18 protein-coding genes are annotated in these 20,171 nt (G+C 63.7%); 6 read left to right on the forward strand and 12 right to left on the reverse strand.

The window, feature by feature from the left end; translation table 11 throughout:
- The 3 genes from ftsA to lpxC all read left to right on the forward strand — a co-directional run bounded on the left by ftsA (window position 1) and on the right by lpxC (window position 3,577).
- Window positions 1-1,239 (forward strand): cell division protein FtsA, encoded by a 1,239-nt coding sequence (gene ftsA, locus QZT63_RS06020; protein WP_290649429.1) that lies wholly within the window; start codon window positions 1-3, stop codon window positions 1,237-1,239.
- A 65-nt stretch (window positions 1,240-1,304) separates the two neighbouring features.
- Window positions 1,305-2,441 carry a cell division protein FtsZ gene (gene ftsZ, locus QZT63_RS06025; RefSeq protein ID WP_290649431.1) on the forward strand — a complete coding sequence of 379 codons (1,137 nt, stop codon included), beginning with the start codon at window positions 1,305-1,307 and terminating at the stop codon, window positions 2,439-2,441.
- A 215-nt stretch (window positions 2,442-2,656) separates the two neighbouring features.
- Window positions 2,657-3,577 carry a UDP-3-O-acyl-N-acetylglucosamine deacetylase gene (gene lpxC, locus QZT63_RS06030; protein WP_290649433.1) on the forward strand — a complete coding sequence of 307 codons (921 nt, stop codon included), beginning with the start codon at window positions 2,657-2,659 and terminating at the stop codon, window positions 3,575-3,577.
- Window positions 3,578-3,643: 66 nt separating this feature from the next.
- Here lpxC and QZT63_RS06035 read toward each other — a convergent pair whose 3' ends face one another.
- Entirely contained in the window at window positions 3,644-4,102 is a 459-nt protein-coding gene (locus QZT63_RS06035) for a DciA family protein (RefSeq protein ID WP_290649435.1), read from the reverse strand.
- 268 nt (window positions 4,103-4,370) lie between these two features.
- On the opposite strand from QZT63_RS06035, the gene secA reads away from it, so the two are divergent.
- Genes secA through QZT63_RS06050 form a run of 3 tightly spaced genes read left to right on the forward strand, consistent with a single transcriptional unit; the run spans window position 4,371 to window position 9,309 of the window.
- Entirely contained in the window at window positions 4,371-7,109 is a 2,739-nt protein-coding gene (gene secA / locus QZT63_RS06040) for a preprotein translocase subunit SecA (protein WP_290649436.1), read from the forward strand.
- Window positions 7,110-7,150: 41 nt separating this feature from the next.
- Complete coding sequence (gene argJ / locus QZT63_RS06045) at window positions 7,151-8,338, forward strand: bifunctional glutamate N-acetyltransferase/amino-acid acetyltransferase ArgJ (protein ID WP_290649462.1); 1,188 nt, start codon at window positions 7,151-7,153, stop codon at window positions 8,336-8,338.
- Window positions 8,339-8,358: 20 nt separating this feature from the next.
- Window positions 8,359-9,309 carry a Nudix family hydrolase gene (locus tag QZT63_RS06050; protein ID WP_290649438.1) on the forward strand — a complete coding sequence of 317 codons (951 nt, stop codon included), beginning with the start codon at window positions 8,359-8,361 and terminating at the stop codon, window positions 9,307-9,309.
- A 23-nt stretch (window positions 9,310-9,332) separates the two neighbouring features.
- Here QZT63_RS06050 and QZT63_RS06055 read toward each other — a convergent pair whose 3' ends face one another.
- From QZT63_RS06055 to QZT63_RS06105, 11 genes are all read right to left on the reverse strand, one after another.
- Window positions 9,333-9,551: a DNA gyrase inhibitor YacG gene (locus QZT63_RS06055; RefSeq protein WP_290649440.1), complete on the reverse strand. Its 219-nt coding sequence runs from the start codon at window positions 9,549-9,551 to the stop codon at window positions 9,333-9,335.
- A gap of 25 nt (window positions 9,552-9,576) precedes the next feature.
- The gene (gene zapD, locus QZT63_RS06060) at window positions 9,577-10,362 is read right to left on the reverse strand and encodes a cell division protein ZapD (RefSeq protein ID WP_290649442.1); all 786 of its coding nucleotides are present in this window, start codon (window positions 10,360-10,362) and stop codon (window positions 9,577-9,579) included.
- Window positions 10,362-10,991, reverse strand: a complete 630-nt coding sequence (gene coaE / locus QZT63_RS06065; protein ID WP_290649444.1) for a dephospho-CoA kinase — start codon at window positions 10,989-10,991, stop codon at window positions 10,362-10,364. The genes zapD and coaE overlap by 1 nt, the downstream gene beginning before the upstream one ends.
- A gap of 62 nt (window positions 10,992-11,053) precedes the next feature.
- Complete coding sequence (locus QZT63_RS06070) at window positions 11,054-11,929, reverse strand: A24 family peptidase (protein WP_290649446.1); 876 nt, start codon at window positions 11,927-11,929, stop codon at window positions 11,054-11,056.
- A 36-nt stretch (window positions 11,930-11,965) separates the two neighbouring features.
- On the reverse strand, window positions 11,966-13,195 hold the full coding sequence (locus QZT63_RS06075; protein WP_290649448.1) for a type II secretion system F family protein: 1,230 nt from the start codon (window positions 13,193-13,195) through the stop codon (window positions 11,966-11,968).
- Between the two features lie 3 nt (window positions 13,196-13,198).
- Window positions 13,199-14,923, reverse strand: a complete 1,725-nt coding sequence (pilB, locus tag QZT63_RS06080; protein ID WP_290649450.1) for a type IV-A pilus assembly ATPase PilB — start codon at window positions 14,921-14,923, stop codon at window positions 13,199-13,201.
- A gap of 197 nt (window positions 14,924-15,120) precedes the next feature.
- Entirely contained in the window at window positions 15,121-17,100 is a 1,980-nt protein-coding gene (locus tag QZT63_RS06085) for an acetoacetate--CoA ligase (protein WP_290649452.1), read from the reverse strand.
- Window positions 17,101-17,175: 75 nt separating this feature from the next.
- Window positions 17,176-17,958 carry a 3-hydroxybutyrate dehydrogenase gene (locus QZT63_RS06090; protein ID WP_290649454.1) on the reverse strand — a complete coding sequence of 261 codons (783 nt, stop codon included), beginning with the start codon at window positions 17,956-17,958 and terminating at the stop codon, window positions 17,176-17,178.
- Window positions 17,959-17,998: 40 nt separating this feature from the next.
- On the reverse strand, window positions 17,999-19,324 hold the full coding sequence (locus QZT63_RS06095) for a TRAP transporter large permease subunit (protein ID WP_290649455.1): 1,326 nt from the start codon (window positions 19,322-19,324) through the stop codon (window positions 17,999-18,001).
- A gap of 3 nt (window positions 19,325-19,327) precedes the next feature.
- On the reverse strand, window positions 19,328-19,822 hold the full coding sequence (locus tag QZT63_RS06100) for a TRAP transporter small permease subunit (RefSeq protein WP_290649457.1): 495 nt from the start codon (window positions 19,820-19,822) through the stop codon (window positions 19,328-19,330).
- Window positions 19,823-19,948: 126 nt separating this feature from the next.
- A partial coding sequence (locus QZT63_RS06105; protein WP_290649027.1) for a hypothetical protein occupies window positions 19,949-20,171 on the reverse strand: 223 nt, incomplete at its 5' end.

A 20,171-nucleotide genomic window follows, 5' to 3' on the forward strand; every position in this document is an offset into this window, starting at 1 on the left:
ATGTCGAAGAAGACGGAACAGCGCTTGCTGGTCGGCCTGGACATCGGAACGTCCAAGGTCGTCGCCATCGTGGGCGAGGTGAGCCTGGGTGGCCAGGTGGAAATCAGCGGAATCGGTTCTCACCCGTCCCGCGGGCTGAAGAAAGGGGTGGTGGTCAATATCGAGTCCACTGTGCAGTCCATCCAGCGGGCCGTCGAAGAAGCGGAACTGATGGCTGGCTGCCAGATCCATTCCGTCTACGTGGGTATCGCCGGCAGTCATGTGCGCAGCCTTAACTCCCACGGCATTGTCGCCATCCGCGACAAGGAAGTGGCCCAGGCCGATGTGGATCGCGTCATCGATGCGGCCCGCGCAGTGGCCATACCGGCGGACCAGAAGATCCTCCATATCCTGCCGCAGGAATTCATCATCGACAGCCAGGAAGGGATCCGCGACCCCATCGGCATGTCCGGGGTCCGCCTGGAGGCCAAGGTGCATATGGTCACCGGCGCCGTGAGCGCCGCACAGAATATTGTGAAATGCATCCGCCGCTGCGGGCTCGAGGTGGATGACGTCATTCTCGAGCAGCTGGCATCGAGCTACGCCGTGCTGACGGACGACGAAAAAGAGCTGGGCGTGTGTCTGGTGGACATTGGTGGCGGCACCACCGATATCGCTGTCTTCACAGACGGTGCCATTCGGCACACGGCGGTGATCCCCATCGCCGGCGACCAGGTCACCAATGATATCGCCGTTGCCTTGCGCACTCCCACACAGCACGCCGAGGAAATCAAGGTCAAGTACGCCTGCGCGCTGTCGCAGCTTGCCGGGGCGGAGGAAACCATCGAGGTGCCCTCCGTGGGGGATCGCCCAGCGCGCAGGCTCTCCCGCCAGACGCTCGCCGAAGTGGTGGAGCCTCGGTATGAGGAGCTCATGACGCTGGTGCAGCAGGAGCTGCGTCGCAGTGGTTTCGAGGATCTGATTGCCGCCGGGGTCGTGCTGACGGGCGGCAGTTCGAAGATGGAGGGAGCCATCGAGCTGGCCGAGGAAGTCTTTCACGCACCGGTGCGCATCGGCATTCCGCAAAGCGTCACTGGGCTGTCGGACGTGGTCCGGAACCCCATCTATGCAACGGGTGTGGGGTTGCTGAATTTCGGTGCCAACCACCGGGGTCAGCACGCAGCAGTGGATTACGAAAAGTCGGAAGGGTTTAACGCGCTCTGGGAGAGGATGAAACGCTGGTTCCAGGGCAATTTCTAGTAAGTCGGGTCGGGTCTGCGAGCGGTCATCGCCCTCGCAGCGCACAGCGAGAAGGAGGCAGTACCATGTTTGAACTCATGGATTCGTTTAGCCAGAACGCAGTGATTAAGGTCATCGGAGTCGGTGGTGGCGGCGGTAACGCCGTGCAGCATATGGTCTGCGCGGACATCGACGGCGTGGACTTCATCTGCGCCAACACGGACGCCCAGGCACTTAAGAACACGGCGGCCAAGACCGTGTTGCAGTTAGGCAGCAACATTACCAAGGGGCTCGGCGCCGGCGCCGACCCCGTAATCGGCCGGACCGCCGCGGTCGAGGACCGCGAGCGCATCGCCGAATCCCTGGAAGGGGCCGACATGGTCTTCATTACCGCAGGCATGGGTGGTGGCACCGGCACCGGTGCAGCCCCGGTGGTGGCCGAGATCGCCCGGGAAATGGGCATTCTCACCGTGGCGGTGGTGACCAAGCCCTTCCCCTTCGAAGGCGGCAAGCGCCTGCGCGTTGCCGAGGAAGGCATCCATGAACTGAGTCGCAGCGTCGATTCACTCATTACCATTCCAAACGAAAAGCTGCTCAGCGAGCTGGGTCGAAACATGACGTTGCTGGACGCCTTCAAGGCGGCCAACGATGTGCTGCTCGGTGCAGTGCGAGGGATTGCGGAGCTGATCACCCGGCCGGGTCTCATCAACGTCGACTTTGCCGATGTGCGGACCGTGATGTCAGAGATGGGCATGGCGATGATGGGCACCGGTGTGGCATCCGGTGAGGGCCGCGCGCGGGAAGCCGCAGAGCGGGCCATTGCCAGCCCGCTGCTGGAGGACATCCACCTACATGGCGCCAACGGCATCCTGGTGAATGTCACCGCCGGGCTGGACCTCGGCATCGGCGAGTTTGACGAGGTCGGCCAGGCCGTGCGCGAGTTCGCCTCCGAAGATGCCACTGTTGTGGTGGGCACAGTGATTGACCCAGAACTAGAGAGCGAGCTGCGCGTCACCGTGGTGGCGACGGGGCTGGGCCAGCCCAAGGTCGAGGAGAAAACCCCGCAGTTGCGCACGGTCAAGAAGGCCTCCGGCGAGATGGATTACCAGGAACTCGAGAAGCCGGCGGCGGCGCGAAAAAAGGCGGCCAACAGCAAGTACGGCGACTCGGGGGATATGGACTATCTGGACATCCCGGCATTTCTGCGCCGCCAAGCGGACTGAAAGGCAACGTTTCAGTAAACCAGTGCCCGGAAGGTCGCACTGCCGAACGTGCGATTGACGAGCCGCTTCCGACCCGGCGGCTCGTTATGTTGCGGTGCAGTATACAGGTCGCGTTCATTGCAGTAGACTAGTACGCATTGATCGAGACAGTTGATCCAACTGGGTAGCACGATTGCAAACTCGGAAACGGGTCCGGCAAGGAGACCATCGCCGCCATGATTCGCCAACGCACACTAAAAAATGTGATCCGCGCCACCGGCGTCGGCCTGCATACAGGGGAAAAGGTGTATCTGACCCTCCTGCCGGCTGCCGCGAATTCCGGCATCGTGTTCCGTCGGACAGACATGGGTGACCAGTGGACGATCTCCGCTCACCCCGAGAATGTCGGTGATACGCTCCTATCCACCTGCCTCGTTCGCGATGGCGTTCGTGTGGCAACAGTCGAGCACCTGCTGTCGGCGCTGGCGGGCCTGGGGATCGACAATGTCATTGTCGAGCTCAGCAACGCCGAGGTTCCGGTGATGGACGGCAGTGCCGGGCCCTTTGTCTTCCTGATCCAGTCCGCTGGCATTCAGGAGCAGGATGCACCCAAGCGCTTCGTGCGCATCCGCAAGCCCGTGCTCGTGGAAGAGGGTGACAGGTGGGTTCGCTTCGAGCCGTTCAACGGGTTCAAGGTGGATTTCACCATCGAATTCAATCATCCGGTGTTTGAAGCCGGAACCCAGCGCGCCTGCGTCGATTTCTCCTCGACCTCCTTCGTCAAGGAGATCTCCCGGGCACGGACGTTCGGTTTCATGCGCGATATTGAAATGCTCCAGGCCAATCACATGGCCCTTGGGGGCAGCCTGGACAACGCCATCGTGGTGGATGACTACCGGGTTCTCAATGAGGACGGACTGCGGTACCGGGATGAGTTCGTCAAGCACAAAATCCTGGATGCCATTGGCGATCTCTACCAGCTCGGTCATAGCGTGATCGGCGCGTTCACCGGGTACAAGTCGGGACACCACCTGAATAACCTGCTGTTGCGGGCGCTGCTGGCGGATGAAACGGCGTGGGAGTATGTCACCTTCGAGGGCGAGGGCCCCGCACCGGTGTGCTTTGATCAGCCGTTGTCTGTGCCGGCCACGAGCTGAACAGTACCGGCCCGCTCGTCGCCGCTGCAAACGCAGCGGCGACGAGCGGGAGGTCGTTCCCCCGCGTCAGCGCTCCGTGGCGCCGTTGCTCCGGGACGCAAGCCGCGCCAGTGCCGCGGCCAGGGGCGGATTGTCCATGTGATCTGCAGCGGCACCGATCGTTTGTCCCGCCACCGGCGAGAGGGTCCGCGGCGAACGCCTCTCGGGACGCCGCGGAAGATCGCCTACCTTCACCGTGACCCGCTGCGGGCGGATGCCTGCGGCCTGGTAGGCCTGCTCCTGCAAGCGGGGGGCGAGATAGCGCAGGCGGTGCCGCCATTCAGGACCGTCGGTGATGACAACGAGTTCTTCACGATCCATGCGCGCCAAGCGGACATGGGCACCTGCATCGCCCGGCAACGCCTTGAGGATGTGCTGCTCCCAGTCCCGTAACTGCTTGGCCCGTGCATACAGTCGGGCAGGCGCTCCGCGGGTTTCATTCAAGGCATTGGCCAGGGGTCTGGGCCCCGATCGGGTGCCGCGCATCCAGTGGCTCCCTCTCCGCCTGCGGCTGCAGTCACCTGCGCCTGCAGGTTGTCTGATGTTCAGGTATCATGAAGGATTTTAAGCTGCGCGTCATCGTTCCGCGCGCCGACCGGTGGCGCTATGATGCCAGAGGAGCAGCGGCAGCGGTGAGCCGCGATGCGATCGGCCCCTTTCCCGGCGGCGCTAGCGGCCCCTGCGAGGGTGTCACCACGAATTGCACGCCAAGTGCGCTCGCGCTTGCGTCCACTTACACATCGAGAAGGTCCCTATGCTAGGTGCAATCGCCAAGAAGGTTTTCGGCTCTCGCAACGATCGCCAGATCCGCAGGCACTGGAAGATTGTAGAGCAGATCAATGCGCTCGAACCAGAGGTCCAGGGCCTTGGCGATGACGCGTTGCGAGCTCGCACGGACGATTTCAGGCAGCGTCACGCCGAGGGCGAAACCCTGGACAAACTGCTCCCCGAGGCCTTTGCCACGGTTCGCGAAGCGGCTCGACGCGTGCTGGACATGCGTCACTTCGACGTGCAGCTCATCGGTGGCATGGTGCTGCACTCCGGTCGCATCGCCGAGATGAAAACCGGCGAAGGTAAGACGCTGGTGGCGACATTGGCGGCCTATCTCAACGCCCTCAGCGGCAAGAGCGTGCATGTTGTCACTGTCAACGACTACCTCGCCCGCCGCGACGCGCAATGGATGGGGCGGATCTACAGTTTTCTGGGGCTGGAGACCGGTGTCGTCATACCTGGCATGGCCCACGACGACAAGAAGGCCGCCTATGCGTGCGACATCGTCTACGGCACGAACAATGAGTTCGGCTTCGATTATCTACGCGACAACATGGCGTTCCGACTGGAGGACCGCATGCAGCGGGATCTCGCCTTCGCCATCGTCGACGAAGTGGACTCCATCCTCATTGACGAAGCGCGGACTCCGCTGATCATCTCCGGCCCGGCGGAACAGAGTTCCCAGCTCTACGCGAGTATCAATGAGCTGATTCCGAGCCTGACCCGTCAGGAGGAAGAGGACGGGCCGGGGGATTTCTGGCTGGACGAAAAATCGCGCCAGGCCTACCTCACCGAGCAAGGCCACGACCGCGTCGAGGAATTGTTCGCCGAGGCGGGGCTGTTGCAGGAGCACGAAAGCCTTTACGACCCCCGCAATCTCGGCCTGCTGCACCACGTCAACGCGGCATTGCGTGCCCACCACCTCTACCACCGCAACGATCAGTACTTGATTCGGGATCAACAGGTTGTGATCGTCGACGAGTTCACCGGCCGCGCCATGCCAGGGCGGCGCTGGTCGGACGGGTTGCACCAGGCTGTCGAGGCGAAGGAAGGGCTGCCGATTCAAAAGGAGAACCAGACGCTCGCGTCCATTACCTTCCAGAACTTCTTCCGGCTTTACGAAAAGCTGTCGGGGATGACCGGAACGGCGGATACGGAAGCCTACGAGTTCCAGCATATCTACGGCTTGGAAGTCACGGTCATCCCGACCCACAAGCCCATGATCAGAGAAGACAGCAACGATCTCGTCTACCTCAACCAGGATGACAAGATCAACGCCATCGTCGAGGATATTGTCGCCAACCGCGAGACCGGTCGGCCGATTCTTGTCGGCACCGCCTCCATCGACGTCTCCGAGGTGATCTCGAAGCGCCTGCGCGAGGCGAGCATCCCCCACGAAGTCCTCAACGCCAAGCAGCATGAGCGGGAGGCACCGATCATCGCCAAGGCGGGTGAGCCGGGTGCAGTGACCATTGCCACCAACATGGCCGGCCGTGGTACGGACATCGTCCTGGGCGGCAACCTGGACGCGGAACTGGCGGAGCTGGGCGAGGACGCCACGGACGCGGATCGCGAGCAGGTGCGCCGTGACTGGGAAGCGCGCCACCAGCGCGTGGTGGAGGCGGGCGGCCTGCATGTCATCGGCACCGAGCGGCATGAATCCCGGCGCGTGGACAACCAGCTGCGCGGGCGCTCCGGTCGGCAGGGGGATCCGGGTTCCACCCGCTTTTACCTGTCGCTGGAGGATAGCCTGCTGCGCATCTTCGCCTCAGAACGTGTCTCCAGCCTGATGCAGCGCCTTGGCATGCAGGAAGGCGAAGCCATTGAGTCCGGCATGGTCTCGCGGGTCATCGAGAACGCGCAGCGCAAGGTGGAGACACACAACTTTGATATCCGCAAGCAGCTGCTGGAATTTGACGACGTGGCCAACGATCAGCGCCGCGTCATCTATCGCCAGCGTCAGGAGCTCATGGCTGATGATGACCTCAGCGAGACTGTGCAGGCCATGCGCAAGGACGTCATCAATCGTGTCATCGACGAGTACATTCCACCGGGCAGTATTGATGACCAGTGGGATATCAAGGGTCTTGAAGACGCGCTGAATCGCGATTTTGCCCTGGAGCTTCCCATTCGGCGGTGGCTGGACGACGAGGACGACCTGCACGAGGAGCCGTTGCGCGAGCGGATCCTGGAAGAGGCCGAGAAGAGCTACCGGGAGAAGGAGGAGCAGGTGGGAGCCGAAGCGCTGCGGCGCTTCGAGAAGGTGGTCATGCTGCAGGTCCTGGACAGCCAATGGAAAGAGCACCTCGCGGCCATGGACTACCTGCGACAGGGCATCCACCTGCGGGGCTACGCCCAGCGGAACCCCAAGCAGGAGTTCAAGAAAGACGCCTTCCAGATGTTCTCGACCATGCTTGAGAGCATCCAGCGGGAGGTCATCAGCCTGCTCCAACGGGTGCGCGTCCGGGAACCGGAGGATGTGGATCGCGCCGAGGCCGAACAGCCGAAGCCCCAGGACCGCGCCGACGTCAACTACCAGCACGCTGGCGCCCGGAGTGCCTTTGATACAGCCGGGGACAACGCCGACGAGGAGGACTCGAGGGCTGGCGGCACGGCGACTGCCGCGCCCTTTGTGCGAGAAGGCCGCAAGGTCGGGCGTAACGAGCCCTGTCCCTGCGGGTCTGGCAAGAAGCACAAGCACTGCTGCGGCCGCCTGAGCTAAATGAGGACGCGGTCGTGGTAGCGGAGCGCAGCGGCGACCCGATGATACTGCCGGTGTCCGGGATTCGTCTGGGCACCACAGCGGCGGGTATAAAAAGGGTCGGCCACCCCGATCTGGTCGTCTGCGAGCTGGTTGCGGGGACGCGCGTGGCTGCCGTGTTTACTCGCAACCGGTTTTGTGCGGCGCCCGTTCACGTGGCGCGAGAGCACATGGCGATAACCCCGCCGCGCTACCTGTTGATCAACACGGGCAATGCCAACGCGGGCACAGGGGCTGCCGGCCTGCAGGCGGCCAAGCACTGCTGCGCGGTCCTCGCGCAGCACGGCGGCGTCCGGGTGGACTCTGTACTGCCGTTCTCGACGGGCGTAATCGGCGAACCGTTGCCGGTGAAACGGCTAACGGATGCGATTCCTGCTGCGTTGGCCGGCCTGGATGACAACGGCTGGGCCGAGGCCGCCACGGGCATTCTCACCACCGACACGGTGCCCAAGGCTGTCTGCTGTCGGGTGGCGCTCAGCGGCGGTGAAGTCACCCTCACCGGCATCGCCAAGGGCGCTGGCATGATCCGTCCCGATATGGCCACCATGCTGGCGTTTATCGCCACCGACGCGGACGTGACCCAGGCGCGGCTGCAGGAGTGCCTGCGGGAGGCCGTGCGCACCACCTTCCATCGCATCACCGTCGATGGCGACACCTCCACCAATGACGCCTGTGTGCTCATGGGTACCGGCGCAAGCCGCATTGGACTGACCCCGGGTACGGACGATGCAGAGCATTTCCAGGATGCGCTGACGGACCTCGCCCGGCGGCTGGCGCAGGCCATCGTGCGTGATGGCGAAGGCGCGACGCGTCTCATCACGATCGATGTGGGCGGTGCACGGGATGCGGGAGAGGCCGAGGCGGTCGCGTTCACCATCGCCCACTCGCCGCTGGTGAAAACGGCCGTCTTCGCCGGTGATCCGAATTGGGGCCGCATACTCGCCGCGATCGGCCGGGCCGGGGTGGACGACATGGATGTGGAGCGGGTCACCCTCTGGTTGGATGACCTGTGCATTGCCGCCGACGGCGCGCGCGCCGTCGGCTACTGCGAGCAAGCGGCGAGGGAGCGAATGGCGCGACCGGAGATTACCATCCGTGTGCACCTCGGGCGAGGTCAAGGTAGCGCGATCGTGTGGACCTGCGATTTTTCCTACGAGTATGTCCGCATCAATGCGGAATACCGCACCTGAGGCGACAGGACGCTAGTGTTGTGATCCACGTGGCAGTGGGTGTCATTCGTAAGCCAGACGGCCGTGTACTGATCACCCGGCGCGCGGGGCAGACCCATCAGGGCGGACGCTGGGAGTTTCCAGGCGGCAAGGTCGAACCGGAGGAAACGGCCTGCGCTGCGCTCGCCCGGGAGCTTTATGAGGAATTGGGTATCCGTCCGCTGGAATTGCGCCCGCTGTTGCGCGTACCGTGGCGCTACCCGGAAAAGGACGTGTTGCTGGATGTCTGGGAGGTGCGCCGGTTCAGTGGGGCACCGCAAGGCCGCGAAGGACAGCCGTTGCGCTGGGTCCCGCCCGCGGAGCTGCCGCACTATCGCTTTCCTGACGCCAACGCCGCGATCGTGACTGCAGCGACGTTGCCGGAGACGTATCTCATCACCCCGGATACCGACGCTGAGGGTGTTGCGACTTTTCTGGAGCACCTGCGATCACGGATCGCGGCAGGCATTCGCCTCGTCCAGCTGCGTGTCCCGGGACTTGGGGCCACGGCCAGACATCGACTGGCGGGCGCCGCCGCCGAGAGTGCACGGGAGTACGGCGCGTGCCTACTGGTCAATGGGGATGTGGATCTGGCGCGCAATCTAGGCCTCGGTGTGCATCTGCGTGCGGCGCAGCTTACAGAATGCCCGCAGCGGCCTCTGCCGGTGGGTCGTTGTGTTGCCGCGTCGTGTCATGATCGCGCGGAGCTCGAGCAAGCGGTGGCGCTGGGTGTCGATTTCGCCGTACTTGGCCCCGTGCAACCGACGGCCAGCCATCCCGGGCGTGCCGCCATGGGCGCCCAAGCGTTCGCCGAGTGTATTGCCGACGTGCCGATCCCTGTGTACGCACTGGGCGGCCTGGGCGTCGAGGACATCCCAGCGATGCGGGAGTCCCGCGCCCAGGGCATTGCCGCCATCCGCGGCCTCTGGCACGCCGCTAGTGGGTTATGCTGAGGAGGTGCGTATTCCCGCCCTGGTCAGGGGCCTCGATCGCCCTTTGCGGACTCGTCGTCCCAATCGACGACATCCATGAACTCGTCGGGCAGTTCGACACCGGGTATGCGGTTGTCCTCCTGGAGCCACCCGCCGAGATCGATCGTCTTGCAGCGCTCGCTGCAGAACGGACGCCAGCGGGTGTCCGCATCCCAGTCCACAGGGGTGCGGCAGGTCGGGCAGGGCACTTTACGGTTACTCATAGCTCGGTTGGCTTGCCGTCACGGGTTAGAGCGCACAGAGTTGGAGCAAGAAGGGGACATCCTCGTGCGCCTGATGCGGCCGGTCAAGGGTTTCGCCCTGCTCCATGAAACGGATGGTGACGAACATCCTGGTGCCGCTGGTCTCCGGGAACCGCCGACTGTCCACGGGCAAGTCGACCCGGACGAGCTGGTACGGCATGCTCTTATCGAGATTGCGTTGATAAATCCCGTTGCGGGCCACGCATTCCCTCGGGATTGCGCTGTCGCGCAGGAGTTCCAGTACGGTTTCCGTGGCGTCGCGCACGCTGTCGATGCTGCCGTACCAGGCTTCGAGATCCCCTTGCCGAGCGTTCGCGGGCCGGGATAACCAAAGGTGGTACCGCGGCAGGTCAAATGCACAGGTGCCGCCGGAGATGCCGGTGCGCTGCAGAATGCTCGCGAGGAGTTCGTCCTGGCGCAGCACGGCGCCCAGCTGGCCGGTATGCCCGCCCAAACGCTCCGTTAGCCTCTGGCATCGCTCCAGCACGTAATGCAGGCGGTCGGTATCGACCCCGGTGCGTTCTTCGAGCTGGCGCAACATCTTGGTGACGCGGTCGAGTTCTTTGATCAGTTCTGTCTTGAGGTCGCCGCGGCTAAAAATGTCCAGCAGCTCACCGAGCGTGGTGATCGCCAGGCGGCTGTGCCATGGCGTTTCCCCCTCCACGGCGAAGCGTGCCTGGGCAAATAGGTGCTCAAGGCGCATGAGCGTGCGCACCCGCTCATTCAACGGCTGCTCGAATATGACCGACTCGTTGGCGCTGGTGTGGCGCATTAGCCCTCCGCAACCCCTGGGTGATGGTCCGCGGCCTTGCCGGCCATGGCCAGGTAGTCGCGGTGCAGGCGCTGGACCTGCTGGCGTAGGCTGTCGAGATCGCCGGTGTTATCGATCACGTCATCGGCGTGTTGCAGCCGTACGTCACGCCGGGATTGCGTTGCCAGAATGCCGTCCACTTCCTCGGGCGCGCACCCGTCCCGAGCAATGAGCCGCTCGCGCTGCATGGCCTCCGGAATATCCACGACCAGCACACGTGAGACCATGTCCAGCAGATTGCTTTCCACCAGCAGCGGGACGGACAGCAGCGCGTAGGGTCCCCGGCAGGCGGCGAGCTCTGCCTCCATGCGCTCGCGGATGCGCGGGTGCAGGATGGCCTCGAGGCGTTTGCGCGTGGCGGTATCGACAAAGGCCTTTTGCCGTAGTTTCTGCCGGTCCAGATGGCCCGCGTTGGTGATAATGTCAGCGCCGAATGCCTGGGCAAGTTCCGCCAGGGCGGGCTCGCCTGGTTCGACGACGCGCCTCGCCGCCACATCGGCATCCACCACCGCCACGCCCTGCTCGGCGAACAGGTCGGACACCGTGGTTTTGCCGCTGGCGATCCCGCCGGTCAAGCCGATAGTCAGCACAAGGATCCTCGCTCGTTGTGGTCGGCTACAACGCCATCCGGGCCGGAATCGTGTTGATGGTCTCAGCCCAGCCCAGACCAGCGCAGATACGCTGCAATCATGTCATCTTGCCACAGTAAGGTAAGCCAGCCGGCGGCGGCAAGGTATGGACCGAACGGGATTGGCAGTTCGCGGTTGCGGCCCAGCGCCACGATCATGGCAATACCGGCGATCGCACCGACCATCGATGCCATGAGAATGATCACCGGAAGGGCCTGCCAGCCAAGCCAGGCACCGAGCAGCGCGAGCAGTTTGAAGTCACCGTAGCCCATGCCTTCCTTGCCCGTGACGAGGCGAAAGGCATGGTAGACCAGCCAGAGACTCAGATACCCGGCCATGGCGCCGATCACGGCGTCGGTGGTGGTGGCGAATACGCCGGCGAGGCTCACCGCCAGACCCAACCAGAGCACCGGCAGCGTAATGGCATCGGGGAGCAGTTGATGGTCCACATCGATCCCCGACAGCGCGATGAGGCTCCAGGTGAGCACCAGTGCGGCCGCGAGTTCCAGACCCCAGCCGAAGTACCAGGCCACGACGCCGGACACAATGGCGGTCCCGAGCTCGACCAGCGGATAGCGCGGACTGATGGCCGCTTTGCAGCCGCGGCACCGGCCGCGCAGAACCAGCCAGCTGATTACGGGCACGTTCTCCCAGGCCCGGATGGCCCGACCACAGGCGGGGCAATGAGAGCCCGGCACGATCAGATCGAAACGGCCTTCGTGCGTTCCCACGCCCTGCGGTTGCTCCAGAATGTCTCGCGCCTGGCGGCGCCAGTCCCGTTCCAGCATGACCGGAATCCGCAGGATGACGACATTGAGGAAGCTGCCCACCAGCAGGCCCAGAACGAAGGTCGCGGGTACAAGCATGAGTGGCTGCTGCAGCGCGTCGAGTGGCGTCATGATGGGATCAAACGATGCAGTTGCGTGGATAACAGATCAAACGACCTGGCCCATCTGGAAGATCGGCAGATACATGGCAATCACGAGCCCGCCAACGAGCACCCCGAGCACCGCCATGATGAGCGGCTCCAGCAGGCTGCTCAGGCTGTCGATCTGGTTGTCCACCTCTTCTTCGTAGAAGTCGGCGACCTTTGAGAGCATCGTGTCGAGCGAGCCCGACTCCTCGCCAATGGCCGCCATCTGCACCACCATGTGCGGAAACAGGTTGGCCAGCCGCATGGACACGTTGAGCTGCTGACCGGAGGCGACCTGGTCTTTCATCTCCAGAACGGCGTCCTGGTAGACGGTGTTGCCGCAGGCGCCGGAGACCGACTCCAGCGCTTCGACCAGCGGGACACCCGCTGCGAACATGGTTGACAGCGTGCGCCCGAACCGCGCCGTTGCCGCCTTGTCCAGAATGGGCCCGACCACCGGCAGCCGCAGCAGCAGCCGATCCATGAATCGCCGCAGCTTGGGCGAGCGCCGGTGGGCGTAGCCAAAGCCGACCACGGCGGCGATGATGCCGCCGAAGATGGCGTACCAATATTGCTGGAAGAAATCCGAGAGATTGATGACGAACTGCGTGAACACCGGCAGGTCGGCACCGAAGCTCTGGAACATGTTCTGGAATTCAGGTACCACGAAAATCAGCAGGATCGCGGTGACGATGAAGGCCACCACGATCACCGCGGTGGGATAAAACATGGCCTTTTTGATTTTCTTCTTGATGGACTCCGTCTTTTCCAGGTAAGTGGCGAGCTTGTCCAGCAGCGTGTCCAGCACGCCAGCCGACTCGCCGGCCTCGACCAGGTTGCAGAAGAGGTCGTTGAAATGCCGCGGGTGTTTCCCAAGGGCCTCGCTGAGGTTGGTGCCGCCTTCGACGTCCGTCTTGATATCGCCGATTAACTCGCGCATGGAGGGGTTCTGATGACCCGAGGCCATGATGTCGAGGCCCTGGACCAGCGGCACGCCGGCGTTCATCATGGTGGCGAGCTGGCGGCTGAATATCGCGATATCGCCCGGCTCGATCTTTTTCTTGCGCTGCCCGAGGCTGGATAAAGCCGACTTCTTGCGCACGGCCTTGGGGTTGATCCCGAGACGGCGTAGTTCCGCCTTCATGATAGTCACGTTGGAGGCCTGGGTTTCGCCCTTGACACGCTCGCCGCGCTTGTCGGTTCCTTCCCAGACGAACGTCGGCTGCTGTTTTGTTGCCGCTTTCGCTGCCATAGCTTAATCCTTGGTGACGCGGTTGATCTCGTCCAGGCTGGTGACGCCCTGCATGACTTTCATGAGGCCGGAACGCCGCAGGTCGTTGATGCCCTCCTTTGCGGCTTGGTGCTCCAGCTGCATGGCGTTGCCCCCTTCCATGATGATTCGCCCCATCTCCTCGCTCACGGGCATGACCTGATAGATGCCCACCCGACCCTTGTAGCCCTGGTTGCACTGCTCGCAGCCCACGTGACCGTAGATGGTGAGGTCCTGGATGTCTGTCTCTGTAAAGCCTTCAGACAGGAGCGTTTCCCTGGGCACGTCCGCTGGCTGTTTGCAGTTGTTGCACAGCCGTCGGGCCAGACGCTGGGCGATAATCAGATGCACGGAGGAGGCGATGTTGTACGACGGTACCCCCATGTTCATGAGCCGGCTTAGCGTTTGGGGTGCGTCGTTGGTGTGCAGGGTGGACAGCACCAGGTGGCCGGTCTGGGCCGCCTTGATTGCGATCTCCGCCGTTTCCAGGTCGCGGATCTCACCGACCATGACGATGTCCGGGTCCTGACGCAGAAACGCACGCAACGCCGTCGCGAACGTGAGCCCGGCTTTCGGGTTCATGTTGACCTGATTGATGCCGGGGAGGTTGATTTCCACCGGATCCTCGACCGTGGATATGTTGCGATCGTCCGTATTGAGGATGTTCAGGGCGGTGTAAAGCGACACCGTTTTACCACTACCCGTTGGGCCGGTCACCAGGACCATGCCGTAGGGTTTCGCGATGGCGTCCAGGAACCGGTCTTTCTGGTCAGGCTCGTAGCCGAGCTTGTCGATGCCCAGCATGGCACTGCTGGGGTCGAGAATACGCAACACGATCTTCTCCCCGAACAGGGTCGGGCAGCTGCTGACACGAAAGTCGATGGCCCGGTTCTTGGAGAGACTCATCTTGATGCGCCCGTCCTGGGGCACACGACGCTCGGCGATGTCCATGCGCGACATCACCTTGAGCCGCGCGGAGATGCGCGGCGCCAATCCCAGCGGGGGGCTGGCGACGGTCTGCAGCATGCCGTCCTGGCGGAAGCGCACACGGTACTTCTTTTCGTACGGCTCGAAATGGATGTCCGAAGCGCCCTTGTTGATGGCATCCACCAGCACCTTGTTCACGAAGCGCACCACGGGCGCATCGTCCGCGTCGCTCTCGGTCTGATCAGGCCCGGCGTTCTCCTCGTCACCGGCACTGACCTGCAGGTTGTCCAGATCCCCGTCCAGCTCCTCGTCACCCATGCCGAAATTGCTGTCGGCGGCATCCAGGGCGCGCTCGATGCTGCGCTGGAGCTTATCGTGTTCCACCAGAATGGGTTCGGTGGTCAGCCCTGTATGGAACTTGAACTCGTCCAGGGCGCCCAGGTTGGTGGGGTCGGTGACGGCTACGAACAGCCGCTTGCCGCGCTTGAGCAACGGCAGCGCCTGGTGATGGCGGATGAGTTTCTCCTCGACCAGCTTGACGGCGTTGGCGTCCAGCTCGAGCGCATCCATGTCCAGCAGCGGGACGCCGAACTCCAGCGCGGCGGCATGGGCGAGATCCCGGGCACTGACCAGATTCTGGTTGACGAGGTGCACAACCAGCGGCTCACGCGCTTTGCGCGCCGCATCCACGGCTGCGCGGGCGTCGGCCTCTTGGATGAGGCCGTCCCGGGCAAGTCGCCCGGCCAGACCGCCGAGCTTGAGAGTTGGGTTCGCAGTTGCCATGGGTCAGAAGTCGGTCTATCCGGTTGCAGGCTTGCCTGAATGTCAGAAAACTAGCAGCTGCGCAGTACAACGGATGCGACCTAGTTCCCGTTTAGGCAACACCGAGAAACGGGGCGCGACCGGCGACGTCGTGTTCAGGGATGCGCCAAGGAGTGAAAAGCACATCTCCGACCTGTGCGTGGGCGGGCGATCACCTGTCAGGAGGCGGGTAGCAGCTCCGCCCGGGCCAGCGCGGCGCGGATGGCGTCGAGGGCTTCCGGGTTGCTGAGCGCGGCCCGGTTTTCTTCCTTGGTGTCGCCGCGCAACATCCGGGCGACAGCGAGCTCCACCTTCTTGCCGCTGCGGGTATAGGGGATATCCGCCACTGCCACGATGTGCCGGGGCACGTGGCGTGGGCTGGCGCCCTCGCGGATACGCTGTCGCAAGGCGCGCTTGAGTTGTCCGTCCAGGTTGACGCCTTCGGCGGGGACCACCAGCAGCACCACTTCCACGTCACCTTCGACGGGGCGTCCGACGACCAGGCTGTCGGCGATAGCGTCCACAGTCTCTACCTGGCGGTAGATTTCGGCGGTGCCGATGCGTACCCCGCCTGGGTTGAGCACGGCGTCGGAGCGCCCGTAGATGATCGCCCCGCCGTGTTCGGTGAAACCGATGAAGTCCCCGTGCGCCCAGACCGCGGGGAAGGTGTCGAAATAGGCCTCGCGGTAGCGACTGCCGTCGGGGTCGTTCCAGAACGCCACCGGCATGGAGGGCAGCGGCTGACGGCAGACCAGCTCACCCCGGCCCTCCGTGACGGGGTTGCCGTGCTCGTCGAAGGCGGCCACATCGGCACCCAGCATGGGTGCCTGGATCTCCCCGCGACGCACCGGGAGGATCGGGTTACTGCCCACGAAACAGCCGCAGATATCCGTGCCGCCGGCGATGGAGCCGAGCAGCACGTTGCGGGAGACGGCCTCGTAGAACCAGTCGTAGTCCTCGGGCAGCAGGGGCGAGCCGGTGGAGAAGACCACGCGCAGGTGACGCAGATCCAGGGTCTTCCCCGGCTCCAGCTCCGCTTTGCGACACGCTGCCAGGAACCGCGCGCTGGTGCCGAAATGGGTGAGGTCTTCGCTCTCCGCCACGCGCCACAGCATGCCGATGTCGGGCTCGCCGGGCGAGCCGTCGTAGACCACCAGGGTCGCTGCCGTCAGCAGCGCCGAGGCCTGCCAATTCCACATCATCCAGCCGCAGGTGGTGAAGTAGAGCAGGCGATCGCCCGCGCGCACGTCGCCGTGGAGGATCAGCTCCTTGGCGTGATTGAGCAGCAGCCCGCCGGCGCCGTGGACGATGCACTTGGGCTTCCCGGTGGTGCCCGAGGAGTAGAGAATGTAGACAGGGTGATCCGGCGGCAAGGGTGTGAACGAGGGGACCTCACCTGCATGGCTGGCCAGGGCCTCCTCCCAGGGCACGAACACCTCGCCCTTCGGCATGGGCGCCTCTTTGAGCTGGGGGATCACGGCCACGGCGCGCACCGACGGCAGGCGTGCAGCCAGTTCACGGATCTGCTCGGCGCGGTGGAAGCGTTTGCCACCGAAACCGTAGCCATTGACGGTGACTAGAATCGTGGGTTCGATCTGTCCGAAGCGATCCTCGGTGGCCTGGACGCCGAAGTCCGGTGATGCGGAACTCCACACCGCCCCCAGACTCGTCGCCGCTAGCATGGCCACCAGTGTCTCGTGGCTGTTGCAGACCACGCCCGCGACGCGGTCACCTGGCTGTACGCCCCGGGCGCGCAGCCAGCCCTCGAAGGCGCCCACCTGCGCGTAGAGTTCGCGCCAGGTGGTGCGCAGGGTCTCGCGGCCTTCCGCGAGCGCAACAACGGCCTGCTCATCGGCGCGCTCGCCGCCGGTGTGGCGCAGCAGGTTGCCGGCGAAGTTCAGGCGCGCCCCGGGCAGCCAGCGGGTGCTCGGCATGGGTTGGTCGTCGCGGATGCGCTCCCACGGCGTGTCGGCCTGCAGTCCGGCGTAGTCCCAGATTGAGTGCCAGAAGGCGTCCACATCGTCAATGGACCACTGGTACAAGGCGTGCCAGTTATCGAAGCGTCCGTAGCCGTTGTCCGCCAGCCAGTCCATGTAGCGGGCCATGTTGCTGTTGCGCAACTCCCGCTCGCCCGGTTGCCACAGGATTTCCCCGGACATCGTTTCGATCCTCCGTCACCGCTGTTGCGATCAACAAGCCCCTGCGGTTGAGCCGCGAGGCGGCTGGCACGATGCCTACTGCATGTGCCAGCCGTGACTCACCACAACCGATTGGCCCGTGAGCGCATTGGATGGGAACGCCGCCAAGTGAATGGCCAGCTCCGTGACGTCCTCCAGCGTGGTGAATGTCTGATCCACAGTCTGCTTGAGCATCACATTGCGGATGACCTCGTCCTCCGATATGCCCAGCTCGCGCGCCTGCTCCGGAATCTGCTTTTCCACCAGTGGCGTGCGCACGAAGCCCGGGCAGATCAGGTTGCTCCGCACGCCATGCGCCGCACCCTCCTTGGCGACGGAGCGGCACAGCCCTGCAAGGGCATGCTTGGCCGCGACATAGGGCGCCTTGAGGGGCGAGGCCTCCTTGGAGTGAACGGACCCCATGTAGATCACGGTGCCGCCTCGGTCACTGGCATACATGTATTTCAACGCCGCTCGCGTGGTCAGGAAGGCGCCATCCAGATGCACCGAGACGACTTTGCGCCAGTCGGCGAAGTCCAGTTTGTCGATGGGGTCAATGTGCTGAATGCCCGCATTGGCGACCAGCACATCGAGGCGCCCCCACCGCTCGTAAACCGACGCCACCCCGGCATTGACGGCGTGCTCGTCTGTAACGTCCATGGTCACCGCCATTGCCTCGCCACCGGCGGCGAGGATGGCCTGTGATGCCTCCTGTGCCGTCTCAGTCGAGAGATCTGCCACGGCCACGCAGGCGCCTTCCTCGGCGTAGCCCTGCGCGATGGCGCGACCGATACCGCGGCCAGCCCCGGTGATCAGTGCCACCTGATTTTCCATTCGCATGGGGCTTCTCCTTTGTAGTTCGCCTCGCAGCTGCCTACCTTTACCCGAGCAGTGCCGTCGGCAGGCCCAGAATCAGCCCCGGGAACAGCGCCAGCAGTACGCAGGTGAACACGATAATCAGGCAGAATGGGATTACCGCCTTGTACAGGTCGAGGGTCTGAATCTCGGGTGGCGCAATCCCCTTGAGATAGAACAGGGCGTAGCCAAACGGCGGCGTGAGGAACGACGTTTGCAGGATCACCGCATTCATGACCACGAACCAGAGCACGTCGTAGCCCATCATCTGCACCACCGGCAGCGTGATCGGGAAGCTGAGCAGCACGATGCCCGTCCAGTCCAGGAACATGCCCAGCAGGAATACCACCAGCAACATGACCAAGAGAACTCCAATCTCGCCGCCGGGCGCACCCAGCATGACCTGCTGCGCGAACTCCATGCCCCCCCCGCGGGAGAACACCCCGGTGAAGGCCGTCGCACCCACGATCACGAACAGAACCATGGCGGTGGTCTTGCCCGCATCGAAGAAGGTGTTAAAACACGTGCGCAGCGAGCGGTCGCCGAAGATCAGGAACAGTATGAACGCCAGTGCTGCGCCGATGGCCGATGCTTCGGTCGCGGTGGCGAAGCCGGTGAACAGCGACCCCAACACCCCCAGAATCAGAGCCATGGGCGGGACCACGTACATGGCCAGCATGCCCAGCAGTTGCGGCGTCGTGTACAGCGCGCGCTCCTCCGCCTCCACGGGCGGGCCCATCTCCGGCTTGAACCAGCAGATCGTCAGCACATAGGTCGCGTAGAGCGCCCCAAGGAGCAGGCCGGGGATGAGCGCGCCGGCAAACAGGGCCCCCACTGATACGGGCGAGTAGCTGGCCATGAGCACGAGCATGATGCTCGGTGGAATCAGGATGCCCAGGCTGCCGCTCGCCATGATGACGCCGGAACTCAGAGACTTGTCATAGCCGAACTTGAGCATGGGGGCCAGGGCAATGAGGCCCATGACGGCGATGGACGCACCAACGATACCGGTGGTGGCCGCCAGCAGTACTGAGACGATGACCACGGTCAGCGCCACGCCGCCGCGCACGCGCGAGAGAATCAGCCGCATGACCTGGAACATCTTCTGCGTGACGCCGGATTCGCTGAGAAACCCGGCCATGAGGACGAACAACGGTATGGCCACCAGCACGTAGTTGTCCATGACGCGGCCATAGACATTACTGACAATGGTGCCGAAGACCGCCGGCCCGGGGCCCAGGTAAGCGGCCATGACGGCGACGCCGCCGAGCACGAAAGGCAGCGGATGCCCCATGAACAGGCCGATCAGCAGGGCGGCGAACATGAACAGGGTGAGCAGTTCAGGACCCATGGGTTAGTCCTCCCGGAGGCGTTGGACGGCTTGAAGGACGATGGCGATGGCTTGTATCAGCAACAGCACGCCCGTGACCACCATGAGCATCTTCACGGGATAAACAGGGATCGAGACCATGCCATAGGTGGTCTCGCCACGTTCCCAGGAACGCGACGCATAGCTCCAGGAGTAGTCGAGATAGATGTAGATAAAGGGCGCGAAAAATACCACGTAGCCCAAAATGTCGAGGATGGCTTGTCCTTTCTTCGAGAACAGGTTCTTGATCACATCCACTTCCACGTGGGCGCGATGATACAGCGCATAGGCCGCGAGCAGCATGAAGTGGGCGGCAAACAACTGTTTCGTGACCTCGAAGGCCCAGTCGCTGGGGCGGCCGATGAAAAACCGCAGACTGATGTCGTAGACCACAACAATGGTGAGCACCGCCACGATCGGGGCCACGATGCGTCCGAACCAGTCATTGAAGAGGTCGATAAACCTGGCGATCGCGTTCATGAGCCAGAATCTCCCGTACTGACGTTGAGGGCCGCTGGCCTGGACAGCCGGTGCTGCCGATACGGCGAAGCGCGCCCGTGGCCAATGCCCGGCCGCGGGCGCGCCCGCCTGTTCGGCCTCAGCCGCTTAGAGGCACTCCTCGATTTCCTCGAGGGATGGCAGATTGTCCATGGTCCGGCTCAGGTTGAACGGCACCGACAGATCCCGCCAGGTGGCGTACTCCTTCAGGTAGCTGATCTGCGAGTGGTAGACCATGGCGTGCCGCGGGTCCTCGCAGGCGCCCCGGACAATCACCTCATTGGTGGCCTCCTGGACGCGCTGCAGATCCTCCTCGGGGATCTGGGTGATC

Source organism: Aquisalimonas sp., from assembly GCF_007120195.1.
GTDB lineage: Bacteria > Pseudomonadota > Gammaproteobacteria > Nitrococcales > Aquisalimonadaceae > Aquisalimonas.